Below are 13,059 nucleotides of genomic sequence, written 5' to 3' on the forward strand. Positions count from 1 at the left end.
TCTGATCATCGAGCACTTTCTTTTCATCCTTCGTCAATTTTTATCTCGTTCGTGGTTAGCCGGCGACGCAGTCCGTTGAGTCAAGCGTCAGTCGAAGGCGAGTCACGGTTCGGTGGCTCGACAGGCCGAGCAGGTTGCTGACCTGTTCGTTGGTTTTGCCGGCGGCGAGGTGGCGCCTGCCGAAGGTATTGCGTAAGAGGCGAGGACTTTCGTCTGCGGCCGACAGTCCGGCAGTCCTGAGCGCCGTGCGAACGCATTTGACCAATGTGTCGGGCTTCATCGGCTTGCCGCCGGCTGTCGCCACGAAAAGCCAATCGGTCGGGCAAGCGGTCTCGATGCGCAGGTCGTGATATACGCGCATTACGTCGATCGCGAAGCGGTCGAGAGGAACGCGTCTGGCCAGACGCGGACCATGTTTATCGACAAGCACGCTGGGCCGTCTGTCGTTCATGTCCGCATCCGAGACGCGCAACTGACTCAATTCGGCCGCCGTGACGCCGCACCCGAGCAAGAGCGCGACGATGGCCGTATTGCGCAATGCCTTTGCGGATGAACATGTCGTCGGCTCACACACCGCCTGCAGGCGCTTGTCGTCCTCTTCAGACAGACAGATCGGTGTCGGTTCATCTTCCGGCCACGTCTCACGGGCGAGCAATCCGGCGGCGGGGTTCTCTTTTCGTAGGTCGAGTGTCACGAGATGCCGGATAACTCGATCGATCAGCTTCAGATACCGAAAGCGGGTCGTCGTGCCAGGCTGGCAATCGTGCGCGAGTTTCTCGAAGAAGCCCTCGATGTGGTCGGCACCAAAGGTCGCGACGCTTTGGCGGCGCGCCAACAGATAGTCGTTGAATCGAGAAAACATCGAGCAATGTTGCACGATCGACTGATCCGCAAAAGGGCGACGATCGGCGCCGGTTGCTTGCGCTCGCTGCCACTGCGCATAGGCCGATTCGGGATCAGCGAGCCATTCGTCGATAGGCATAAAATAGATATACTGAATTGCGCTAGCCTCCAATCTAACGCGAAGCTGGCGCTTCGCCAACACCCGTTATCAAGAAAGTCAGCATGAAAGTAAACCTTTGTTATCTCTCTCTCGGGCAAACGAAAAAAACAGCGTTTGCAGTTCCCTTAAGACGCGATTTAAAGCATGTCGCTAGCTGAAGCGCTGGCATCCGTGGCATAGTGCGGATAAATCTCATACAGGGGAATAAAATGACGACGCTAGAATCGATTCAGGCGCGAATCAAAAAACTAGAAACCCAGGCGCAAGCTTTAAAAACCAAAGCGGCGAGCGGGGTGCTCAAGCAGATTCATGACTTGATGGCGCGTCATGAGATTTCGATAGATGACGTCGCAGGATTCTTCGGCAAGGCATCAGGTAAGACTAAAGCAAACGCAGTGGGACAAGCGGATTCAGCCAAGTATGTCGATCCGAAGACCGGTGCGACCTGGAGCGGCCGCGGCAGGGCGCCGGCGTGGATTGCGAATGCAAGCGATCGGACCGCATTCCTCGCGGCAGGCACCAGTGAGGCTACTTCTCGCACGAAGCTGTCAGTGAAGCGGAGGACGGCCGCGCGCAAAGGACCTCAGCCTGCTCTCTATCGTGACCCGGTCTCGGGATTGACGTGGAGCGGATTCGGCCGCGCACCCGGTTGGATTACGAGCGCAAAGGATCGTAGCGCGTTCCTGATTGATAAGGGCAGTGTTGCGGGCACGAGCGGCGCTGGCACCCAAGCGGTCGCCAAAAAGGGTCCGGCTGCGAAGAAGTCAGCATCAAAAGCGGCCGCAAAACCGGCCACGAAAAAAGCAGCATCGCCGAAGACGAAGGCTGCGAAGAAGGGACCAGCAGCGAAGAAGCAAGCGGCTGCCAAGAAAGGGGCAGCCGCTAGCAAAGGCGCAGCAGCCAAAAAGGTAGCGTCCGCGAAAAAAGTAACGGCATCGAAGAAGAGTGCCAAAAGCGCCGCGACAAAAAGTGCTCGCTCGATCGGGAGGGCTCCTGCCCGCAAGTCTCAAGCGCCGGCGGAGAGTGTCGCCCCCGTTGAAAGCCCTGCTCAAAACGTCGCCACGGAAGCAGAGAACCTGAGCCTATAAGTCGCTCTGCGATTGCCGCGTGGGACCTGCGCGGCGATTCACCTACAGTTGAACTTACTCGTCGAGGTAAGCGGAACGTAACTCGAGGAGTGACCTTTGAGGCGCAATCGCTCAGGGCGACCGGGGCGACCAATGCCTTGCTCTTCCTCTACTGCTTCTTTGCTCTGCCGACTTTGGCCTCCCTTTCGTCCGGTTTCCGAGTCTACCGCCGTTGTCCCGCCCCCTTGACGAGGCCCGGAACGTGGGCAAAGCGCCTGATTCGGCCATTGCCGACATTCTTGCGCCGGCGCTGACAAGACCGCTTACTGCTGGGAAGCAGTCGTTCGCAAAGGCGATCGACGAACGACTGTTGCTGAGTTTAACGAAGGAAATTTCCGCTGTACGGCCGCGATGCTGACCGACAGACTCGCTGCCTTTCCACTCCCAAGCCGCCCTTTCACCAACAGCGCGCCGCAACGGCGCGGGCAGCGACGTTGCGGCAGTGCGACGAGTCGGCTCAGCGCGTACCGATCGTCACCACCAGAATTGCCTGCGAGCTGAGCCCCGCCGAATCGACCGCGGTCAGCGTCAGCGTGTAGGTTCCAGCGACCGGGTGCGGCCATTTGGCAACGAAGCCCGGCCCGCTTTCGACGAACACCATGCCGGACGGCGCGCCCTTGATGTCGACCTTCACGTTGTCCGCGCCTGGGTCCTCGATGCCGATCACGCCGCTGACCGCGCGGCCCTCGACACCGCTGATCGGCGCAGCCGAGATCGCGGGGCCCGTTGCCGCGGACGAGATCCGCACGCTAATCGTCGCCGAACCGGACTGGCCGTTGCTGGTGTCGGTCGCCTTGACACTGACGCTATACGTGCCCTTCGCAGGCGTTCTCCAGCTGATCACGCCGGCACTGCTGATCGACATGCCCGAAGGCGCGCCGCTGAGCGAGAGCCTGACCGGATCGGCCGCACTGACGTCGACCTGATAGCTGAGCGGCTGTTTCACCTGGCCCACGATCGTCGCTGCCTGCACGACCGGCTTCGATGCCGCGACGATGGTCACGTTCGCACTCGCGCTGCCCGTCGAGCCGGTGACCGTATCCTTCGCGGTCACGGTCACCTCGTAAGTGCCGGCGACCGGCTGCGCCCATGTCACCTGAGCGGAGCTATCTATGCTCATGCCCTGCGGTGCATTCGCGAGCGACCAGCTGAGCGGGTCCGACGAGCTGGCGGCCACCGTGAACGACAGTGCGCTGCCCGCCGTGCCCTTGACCGTCGCGGGCGATACGACCGGCGGCGGCGCGTTGGACACGCCGAGCGTCGGCAGCAGGCTGCCAACCACGGGTGTGCCGAGACCCGACGGCTGATCGTAGCCGGTATGGGAGGAGCAGCTCGAGCAGGAACCGTCGTTGCCCGAGGTGACGTCGTAGAACGCAGTCGCGTACAGACCCGCGTCCGTCGAGACGGTACCGTACAACTGCGCCTGCGCGAGGCCAAGTGCGCCGAGACTGTTGCGCGCCCGCTGTGCATTGGCGACGGCGACGATGCCGGCCCATTGCGGGGTCGACAGACTGGTGCCGCCGACGCTGTACCAGTTCGGCGCGGCCGCGTCGGGCGTGATGACCGCGACGTACTGACCGCTAAACGGATCCGCGTTGAACGACACGTCGGCAACCGAGCGCTTCGTCAGCGTGCCGAGGCCAGGCACCGACGTGTTCTGATACGCCGGTACCGACGTGTACTGACTCATGCCGCCGCCGGTACCCGACCACACCGTTTCGTTCTTCGTGGTGCCGTCGTAACTCAGATGGGTGCCACCGACGGCCAGCACGTTCGGCGACACGGACGGCCATTCGACGCCGGTGCCGTTATCGCCGGTAGCAGCCACGTAGGTCATGTTCGCGTGCTTGAACGCCGAATCGACGGAACCGGTCCACGAGCCTTCGGGGGCGCCGAAGCTCATCGACACGACGCCGGGCCCCATCGCGTTCGCGAGGTTGACCGCCGCGATCATGCTGTTGGACGACGCATCCGGCGCCTGGATCAGTACGATGCGCGCGAGCGGCGCGGTAGCGTGGACCCACTGCACGTCGAGCGCGATTTCGGTGGCCCAGCCGGAGTCGTACGACGGCGCGTTCGACGTCATCGCGCCGCTGGTCGTCGAGTACACGACCGAGAACTGGCACGCGTTGCTGGCAGGGGCCGCGAGCGGCAGCGACGCGTTCGGCGCGATGGCGGTCGTCGCGCAGCCCGGCAAGCCGAATTTCTGGTTGAACGCCGCGAGTTCGTTGACGACGTTCGGATCGCTCATCGCGTCGATCACGTAAATCGTCTGGCCGGCGCCCATTTGTGCGGCCTCGCTCACACTCGGATTGCTCCACGACGACGGCAGCGGCGGTAGCTGATAGGCCGCGCGAATCTGTGCCGGTGTGTACGTCGTCACCGGCGTTGAATTCGACGCCGCCCGCGCGGTCCTCGTGGCGTACCGTGCAATCGTTTGCGGCGTCAACTGCGCAAGCGACACCGCCGCTATTGTCGACATCGAGGCTTGCGCGGCAGGCGCCTGATTGGCCGACGCGGAAGGCGCCGCGCTGTCGATGTCGGAAGGCGCGTTCAACACCACCGGGGCCGTGTAGAACGCCGGCCTCATCAGCGTGCTCGCCACCGTGCTCGACAGCGGCGACAACGAAACCGAACTCGTGCCTGACGAGGTGTCGGCGAGCTTCGCGGAGCTCGCGCCGCTCGACGCCGTCGAGTCGTCACTGCCGCCGCCGCATCCCGTCAGCAGTAGCGGTGCGAGCGCTGCGGTCACAAAGGTGGCACGCGCGAGCGCGCACCGAACCGGTCGGATCGTTTTCATTGGGATCGTCCTTCTGGGGGAGGCTGGACCGGAATGACCAGCACGGGTGGAGAAACCGCGGAAGCGGGCAGATCGGGCGCGCGTCGCTGCCAGCTGCTCGCACAGGTCTGTACGGACGGGTAATAGCCGGGTGGTTCGGCGCACCAGAGTCTGACGCTTGCCGGTGGCTGGACAGAAGGTGGAACGGGCGATGTCTGCGCTTGCGAGCTGCATGCACCTAATCCGGACACCAGCGCGCAAGCGGCCCAGATTGCCGTGACGATGCCACGTGAGCGATTCAAGCCTGCCCACGCGTTACGTTTACCTAATGAAATGGAACGGGATGCCGGCCTCGCGAAATAATCAGAGACTTGGGCGTGCTCGTCGGTTTCGACAAGGCCGATAGCAATCCGATTGAACTGGATCATCGTTGTTCGCGTCACATTGGATACAGATTGGGGCGCACAAAGCGATGATTGGCCTGTCGGCACCGCGCGAGCAAGCTCGATGGCCATTCGCGGGTTAGTTGCCGGACAGACGGTGAGAAGACCTTACCATTTTTTATGCGACAGAAACATCGCATGCAGAGCGCGGGAACGGGGCCACATTTTCAGCCCCTACGGCGCGCCGCTTCCACGTCTGGATAGTAGGGATTGTCCTTAAAAAAGGGCCGCGTGGCGCATGACTAAACACGATCGTTCGATCCCGCATGGCGGATTGATGCCGCTGACTTCTCACGCGGCCTACCGCGCAGTGCTCATCCGGCGGCTTGCGTGTGCGCGGCAACCGCATCGAGCGTGCGCGCCGAGTACACCGGCGTCTCGCCCGGTACAGTTCTTTTGTGGAGGTCCGGGACCGATCGGAAAACGCCGATCGGTCCACACCAGGTCGATGACGTACAGTCGCCTGATCATTCTCCGGACGGCAGAGAAGTAGCCTAAACCCATTTGATTACACATAAGTCATTCGCCGAGTTCTTGGGCGTACTTGAGGCCGGCGGCGAAATCCGTCACTCGCTGCAGGCCTTGCCAGATGGTTTTGACTCCGGGTTCGCCGTCGCCTTTGCGCGCCAGGAATCCGCCGAGCATGGCGACCAAGCGCACGACCTCATTCAGACGCGGTGAGTTCTTCGGCGGTTTCTTCTTGTTGAGAATGAATGCCGCGCGCCATTCATCTCGCTCGAACAAGAGCGCTGCATCCAGGTCCGGGCAAGTTCGACCGAGTCGCATCAACCGAGCAATGCGCCATGCCACCACCATGAACAGCGCCAAGGCACGTTCAAGCCGTGCCATCGATGCGAGTTGCAACGCCTCGACCCGACAGCCGTTCTTGAGCACATGAAAGAATAGTTCCACCTCCCAGCGCGCGCGGTACCAATCAATAAGCTGCGCTGCCGCCTCCAGGTCGTTCACATCGCGGTTACTCAGCAGGCGCCATTCGATCGGCTTGACGCCTGCCGGCGGGTCGACCTCGCGGGCGACGATGCAAGTAGCACTCACCACGCCGCCTGCAGCATCAGTCAACGCAACCCGCTGCGCCCACACCTGCTGCCGAACCGCGCGCGCAGGCTGAGCCTGACGGGCTGCCAGCGTAAAGTGAATCCTGCCCGCCGGCTCACCCGCAGTCACTTGGTCCCACAGCTTGCCGCCGTCAGGCAAGGTGCGATTGTGCTGCGAGCGCAGTAACCAATCCGCCGGGTGGCCCAACTCCTTTGCTTTGACCATCAGCGCCATGATGTCCGATTCCCGGTCAGCCACATAAACCAGTCGCGTGGCAGGCAGTGCGGCCGCTTGTTCGGCAACCCTCTCATATCCTTCGGTCCAACGGGTGCTTTCCTTGATGCCGGGGCGCACACCGTCCGCACCCTTCGGCTCGCGCGCCCACATGTACGCGTCAAGCACGCCCAGCGGTTCGCGCGATGGCGTCACCGCGTAAGTCGGGTGCAGATACAGCCCGCGTTGCGCCTCATACGACAGCGGTCCCAACCCTGTGATGGTCTGACCGTTAAAGTCCAACTGCGTGGTGTCCTGGATGCATAGCACTACTTCGCACGCCCGCATTCGTTCGGTCGAACTCTGCCAATGTGGCGCCATGATGTCGCGCCAGTCCAACTCATCTTGCGACAGGAAGCGGTACGCTGCTGCCGTTTCCGCCCAGCCGCCGCATGCGTTGGGTATGCTTGCCGTCGGCTTCTCCGCCAGCCGCTCAGCCAATAGCACGGCACGCTTGTTCAGGCGTTGGTCGCCCAAATCGATGCCCTTGAGTTCTGCCGCTGCCCAGCTCGATTTCTCTTGCGTCATGTGCCGCCCAAAATGCAAGAGTTAACGCCAGTCCGAAAGAGTTTACAACCCCACCCGCTATGTCATTGACCGTAAACGACTTTTCGCGGCGTGCCACCGTCGCGACTTATGTGTAATGAGGTGGCCTAAACCACCTCACCACCGCCGACAGCCGAGGGTCCGCAATGGCCGACAAGCATCGCGACGTGAATTCATGACGCAAGCGCTCGGCACACTCGGCGCTGGCGATGCTGGCGCGGACGATCGTATCGCTGACTTATCCAGCCCCCCATCGCACATCATCTCGGCAAAAGCGCGTCCGGCAATCACGTACGTGGCACGGTCGAAGAAAGTCGTGAGCGCGATGACTTAGCCGATCGGGACGGGAATGACAATGTCGGTCTACAGCAGCGCCATGGTCGTCTGGGAGGCAATTAATGTCACCGTCAGCCTTTTCCTCGCGGCGCTCGCGCTGGACCGAGAGACCACCGCGGCATGGCGTTAATTGAACGTCCTTCTCTGTGGCCAGGCCGGGCGAATAGTCCGCCCGGTGAATCAACGTTTTTACACTCGTTCAGTGATACCGGCTGGCGCTATCACGGCAAATTCCCCAACTGGCTTCGACTATCGAAGCAGGCGACGCGGCTTCGGTCGAGAACCGTGGTCGAGTTTAAATTGACGTGACACGTCTGCCCGCACACTCCAAAAAAAATCGCTCATCGAACGCCTCGCGCAGCCACCCGTTTCGTTACGGTCCCCGCGAATCGTCCGCATCGTCACGCTCGCTCAACCGCAAGTGAAGCTGGCCGCCGAATTGACATCGCCTCCCTTGTACCGAACCACCTTCGGATAAGGACAAAGCGGCCGCGTACGCCCCGCGCCCCAGTCAGCCGGGACTTCGCTGTTAGGAAACTCGTTGCTCGCATCGCGCGCGGTCGCCGTCACGCTGTCCGGCACCTTGCCTTGCTCGACCCACGCGATCATCGGGGTGAGCATGTCGAACTGATCGGCAGTCGGGCCGCCCGAACAATGGTTCATGCCCGCGACCGTGTAAAGACGCGCGACGAAGAAGCGATCCGCGTCGCCAACGACAGCGAGTTCGGCTTGTCCGCGGCCATCTTCAGCCGCGATATCGCGCGGGCGCTGGAGCGGGCGAAGCTCGTCGAGTCGGGCATCTGCCATATCAACGGGCCAACCGTGCACGACGAAGCGCGCCGAACTCACGCTTCTGTATTGGCAGATCGGTCGTCGCATCGGCGAAGGCGTGCTCGGTGGCGCTCGCGCCGAGTATGGGCAGCAGGTCCTCGCCGCGCTAGCCCGGCAACTGACGGCGGCGTATGGCCGTGGCTGGAGCGAAAAGCAGCTGCGGCATTGCGTGAGGGTGGCGGAGGTCTTTCCCGACGAGGGAATTCTCTCCGCGCTGCGGAGAGAATTGAGCTGGACCCATCTCAAGACGCTGATGTATATCGATGACCCTCTCAAGCGTGACTACTACATCGAGCTTTGCCGACTGGAGCGGTGGGGTCGTCGCGCCAATTGCATGAACGCGTCCAGTCGATGCTCTTCGAGCGCAGTGCGCTTTCCCGAAAGCCCGCCGATGTGATCCGACACGAACTTTCGCAGTTGAAGGAAACGCAGGAGCTTACGCCCGAGGTCGTCCTCAAAGATCCGTACGTGCTCGATTTTCTCGGACTGAACGACCGCTATCTGGAGCGCGATCTGGAAGACGCCATCCTGCGAGAGATGGAGCAGTTTCTGCTCGAACTCGGCGCGGGATTTACCTTCGTCGCGCGCCAGAAGCGCCTGCAGATCGACGACGACGATTTTTATCTGGATCTGCTGTTCTACAACCGGAAGCTTCGGCGGCTTGTTGCGATCGAACTCAAGCTGGGCGCGTTCAAGGCTGAGTACAAGAGTCAAATGGAACTGTATCTCCGCTGGCTCGCGAAGTACGAGCAGGAACCCGACGAAAAGCCTCCCATCGGCATTGTCCTGTGTGCTGGCAAAAAGCAGGAGCTGATTGAGCTGCTGGAACTGGGAAAAAGCGGAAGACACGTCGCTGAATACCTGACCGTGTTGCCGCCACGGGAGACGCTCGAAGCAAAACTTCACCAGTCGATTGCGGCGGCTCGCTCGCGACTGCGCGACGATCGGGAACACGCCGAAGGTCCGGAGGACAGCGATCAGACGCAAAAATAGACTTTTGTTCGGTCTTGAGTGATCCATGCGCTTCACAATGTCACGGCCAGATACAAATGTCGCAGTGGGAGCTAAAAACAGGCGTCGTATCTGTTCTGGTTTACGTTGGGCGTAGGGCTGCGTTGTTGTGGTCCGACTTCATTTTAGTGCACTCGTCGAAGACAGGCGTTCTGCCTGCTCAGCCGGGAGCACACGGCCACTTGCCGAAGTCGCGTTCGCTCTGCGCTGCATTCGACTTTCGTCGCGCGGTGCGGTTGCGAGAACCCCTCCAACAGCGACCGCGCCGATGATAGCGATGCTTGACGCGAGCATGATCTGCCGGCGGAAGCTTTGCCGCAGCCCGAATTTTTCTGAACACAGATTTGCTGTAGAACATCCGAGGACCGGGATTCCAAAGTCGTGCTCCATTCGTATGAGCTGTTCGCTAGTTCGAAGAGCATGCCGAGCGCAGTGCCGCTGGCGGCACATCGAAAGTCGAAGTACGGACGCAGTCGAGACCATCGAAATGCACACCATCTTGCTCATAGGCGGGAGTCCATGTACGGACATAAGCGTGCGACCTTACCTAACAGCCAACGACGCCGCGCGAAAGCGCTCGTTACTGCATGGTCGCAACACTGCACTCGCGTCCATGTGCACGTAGCTGGGCGCGAGGATGGGAGCAATTAGTGCGACGCTATCCACCGCCGATCAGGCGCGCTTCGACGCCTTGTCACAGGCCGATTGGCAGACGTGAAATGCAGCAGACTGTGCTGGCTCAAGCCACATATCAACGTTCGCGACAGGATAGGGGTAATTTCCGTTGCCAGTGCAGCGTCGGGTTGTGCGCAGTGATTCCTGCGGTGCTTAGTTAATCCCATTTCTCACATGTCAACGTTGACTCATGCAATGTTATTCTCGAAATAATAATTTGTAGGGAACCGAGCCATATCTCGTGACTAACCATTGCACTCACCCTCAATGTCCAAAACGAAGCGACACGCATACTTTCCCATCGATTGGCAACAAGCGCTTGCGAGAATAGCCGGAGGTCATAGCACGGAGCCGCGAAACGGCGACCGACATTGCGAATACCTACGCCGCGATCCCAGCGGAAGTCAGCGATCGTCTTGAAACTTGGTGTTAGGCGGTCCGTGAGCCAGATCATTTCGACGTTGCGCCTGTGCTTACGCCGCAAGCGATGCGGCAAGCGACGACTCGACTGGATTCAATTCCGGTAATCGTAGACAGATCTTCAAACGACTAGTCGTAGTATGGCCATGTGCGCCAGCGCACATACAAAGTTTACACGCTTCTTGCGGTCCTTACCCACGCATCCTACTCTGGTGCAGGCACGGTATGCCGTTCCGGGGTCACCGCGCGATTATTGAAAAATCTGCAGCAATAGTCGGAGCTGCTGGGTTAGCCGAACTCCCGTCGTGTCAGGAATTGCTATGGCCACCCGCTCAAAAACTTCGCCAACCCAGGCCGCGCCGGCCCCTACGGTGCGGTTTGAGGCCACCTTGGGTGACGTGCCCCGCGCCAAAGCCGTCACCGTGGCCTCGGCGCTAGACCTGGACCGGTTGCCCGATGCCGAGGGCAAAGTCAGGCTTCTGCTCACGGTGGATGACGCTCGGCGCCTGCTGGAGCAGGGCTTCGAGGTCCATCTGAAATCGGCTATCCCTGTGCGGCCGCTCGCCAAGGGCGTGGTCATGTCAGACGCGCAGGCGGATCGTTGGCTCGAAGAGCAGGTCAAGGACCTTCCCCGCCAAGGGGGCCGTTGATGTACCGCACCGTAGCCCAAATCGATTCGGCGACCCACATCCTTGGATTGTGGTTCCCGCAAATCTTCGACCGTGTCCAGCTGCCCGAACCCTCGGCAGAAGGGCGGCCGGTGTTCGCGCTGCGCATGCGCGCCGGAGGCGGCAACGCCAGGCGTGCCGTGCTGATCGTCGGCGGCACCCATGCGCGTGAGTTGATGAACCCGGACGCAATCGTCGAGCTTGCTATCGACCTGTTGCTAAGCTATTCGAATGGAACCGACATCAGCTACGGCGGCAAGACGTTCACCGCAAACGACGTGAAGCTGATCCTCGAAGCGATGGACATCTGGCTGCTGCCTTGCGTCAACCCGGACGGACGCGAGTACGTGATGACGGTCGATGATATGTGGCGCAAAAACCGGCGCGACAACCCCGGCACGACCTGCGATGGCGTGGACCTGAACCGCAATGCTGACGTCGTCTGGGGTGTCGCGCAGGGCCAGATCTCGTGCTCGCCTTGTGCCGAAACTTACTGCGGTCCGTCGGCATTCAGTGAGCCTGAGACGCGCAACGTCAAGCATTTGCTGGACACCGAGCGGGTCGTCTCGTTCGCCGATGTGCACTCGTTTTCGGAACTGGTGCTGTACCCGTGGGGCCACGCCCCTACGCAGTCCACCGACCCAACCCTGCGCTTCACCGGCTTGCCAACTGGTACCTGCACCGCCAGCATTCCCGCTAGCTACTCTGAATACATGCCACCGCTCGACGTGCAACGATTCCAGACGGTAGCCGGCCGCATCGTTGCGGACATCGCTGCCGTGCGCGGCCGCCATTACGCGCCGCAGACCTCGTACGCCCTATATGCAACCACCGGCTCGCAAAGCGACTATGCTTACGCCCGGCACATCGCCAACCCGAGCCTGAATAAGACCTACGGCTTCACGTTCGAGACCGGGCCGTCGATTCCCTTAAACGTTCCCGAGTCCTTCCACCCGACCGACCCGACGCTGATCAAGCGCGACGCCAAGGCGGCGATGCTGACCTTGATGCAGCAGTCGGTTTGTGCGATCGAGCTGATCGGCACCCGCCTGTTCAAAGGCGGCACCGAAGTCGCCGCGCTGCGGAGGGTGCGCGACGAGTTGCTGGCCAGTACACCAGCCGGCCGCGAGTGGATCGCCCTGTTCGAGCGAGCGCAGTTCGCGTTGCTGTCTTCAGCCCTACGCGATGCCCAACTTCTTGCGGCAGCGGGTGAACTGGTCCAACTGATGGCTCGTTCCGCGAGCGACGAAGACGCGGTGTTCGCCGAGGCGGACGCCAAACGTGCGAGCGCGGTGCTGAAGAAGCTGAGGGCTAAGGTGAAGATTCATGCCCTCAAGGATGACCTGGATGCCATCGGCCAACGCATCGAGCAGGTGATCGGGCGCCGCATGCAGCAGGTGATCGAGTCGCTGATGCGGCAAAAGCCCGGACAGCCCAAGAACGCAGTTGCTGCGAAGATGCCCGCTGCTGCAGTGAAGAAGCCCGTAGCAACGAAGAAGGCTTCTGTGGCCAAGAAGCCCGCGGCCTCTGCCAAGAAGAAGGCGCCGCGTTCCTAACCGTGATGGCACGTGCGTAGGGCAATCCTCGGTGCAACGGCGACCCGCGTCGGAGATGTTTGTTCGCCGCCCGGGTGCGGCCGCCGTCGGTCCACGTGCTCCAGCCCAATGGGCCGTGAGAGGAGGGTTGCAGACTGTCTGCCCATTCCGGCCGCGTGCTCCGTGAGCTCGGCAGTTTCCTGATCGGATAGCGAAGCGAGCAGGGCGCGCGCTGTCGCGTCGATCCAGTTGTTGTCAAAAGCCGAGCTGGGCGATTGCGGGCGCCGCTAGTCCCGGAAGAGATCTACTCCTTCAAACACATCATTAAGTCCGAGCGGCTTTTTTGTTGGATTGTT

Annotated in this window: 6 protein-coding genes and 3 pseudogenes; 5 read left to right on the forward strand and 4 right to left on the reverse strand. The window is 61.2% G+C overall.

Features of this window, described 5'->3' with window-relative positions:
• Positions 1–55 precede the first annotated feature (55 nt).
• A complete protein-coding gene (locus tag ACEN42_RS40730) occupies positions 56–982 on the reverse strand; it encodes a tyrosine-type recombinase/integrase (protein ID WP_371884034.1) in 927 nt (308 codons plus the stop codon).
• Between the two features lie 230 nt (positions 983–1,212).
• Here ACEN42_RS40730 and ACEN42_RS40735 point away from each other — a divergent pair, with 230 nt between their 5' ends.
• Complete coding sequence (locus tag ACEN42_RS40735) at positions 1,213–2,091, forward strand: H-NS family nucleoid-associated regulatory protein (protein ID WP_371884035.1); 879 nt, start codon at positions 1,213–1,215, stop codon at positions 2,089–2,091.
• A 496-nt stretch (positions 2,092–2,587) separates the two neighbouring features.
• Here ACEN42_RS40735 and ACEN42_RS40740 read toward each other — a convergent pair whose 3' ends face one another.
• The 3 genes and pseudogenes from ACEN42_RS40740 to ACEN42_RS40750 all read right to left on the reverse strand — a co-directional run.
• Positions 2,588–4,930 (reverse strand): S53 family peptidase, encoded by a 2,343-nt coding sequence (locus ACEN42_RS40740; protein ID WP_371884036.1) that lies wholly within the window; start codon positions 4,928–4,930, stop codon positions 2,588–2,590.
• A gap of 941 nt (positions 4,931–5,871) precedes the next feature.
• The gene (locus ACEN42_RS40745; RefSeq protein WP_371880870.1) at positions 5,872–7,209 is read right to left on the reverse strand and encodes an IS4 family transposase; all 1,338 of its coding nucleotides are present in this window, start codon (positions 7,207–7,209) and stop codon (positions 5,872–5,874) included.
• A 765-nt stretch (positions 7,210–7,974) separates the two neighbouring features.
• Positions 7,975–8,274 (reverse strand): annotated as a pseudogene (locus ACEN42_RS40750) (tannase/feruloyl esterase family alpha/beta hydrolase); the annotation flags it as partial.
• Here ACEN42_RS40750 and ACEN42_RS40755 point away from each other — a divergent pair.
• The 4 genes and pseudogenes from ACEN42_RS40755 to ACEN42_RS40770 form a co-directional block, all read left to right on the forward strand.
• A pseudogene (locus ACEN42_RS40755) lies at positions 8,251–8,427 on the forward strand (aldehyde dehydrogenase family protein); the annotation flags it as partial. The pseudogenes ACEN42_RS40750 and ACEN42_RS40755 overlap by 24 nt on opposite strands.
• Positions 8,369–9,387 (forward strand): annotated as a pseudogene (locus ACEN42_RS40760) (YhcG family protein). The pseudogenes ACEN42_RS40755 and ACEN42_RS40760, both read left to right, overlap by 59 nt.
• Positions 9,388–10,820: 1,433 nt before the next feature.
• Positions 10,821–11,150, forward strand: a complete 330-nt coding sequence (locus tag ACEN42_RS40765) for a hypothetical protein (protein ID WP_371884037.1) — start codon at positions 10,821–10,823, stop codon at positions 11,148–11,150.
• Positions 11,150–12,724 carry a M14 family zinc carboxypeptidase gene (locus ACEN42_RS40770; RefSeq protein ID WP_371884038.1) on the forward strand — a complete coding sequence of 525 codons (1,575 nt, stop codon included), beginning with the start codon at positions 11,150–11,152 and terminating at the stop codon, positions 12,722–12,724. Before ACEN42_RS40765 ends, ACEN42_RS40770 begins: the two co-directional genes overlap by 1 nt.
• Positions 12,725–13,059: the final 335 nt, after the last annotated feature.

Source organism: Caballeronia sp. S22 (assembly GCF_964261745.1).
In the GTDB taxonomy this organism is placed as follows: domain Bacteria; phylum Pseudomonadota; class Gammaproteobacteria; order Burkholderiales; family Burkholderiaceae; genus Caballeronia; species Caballeronia jiangsuensis.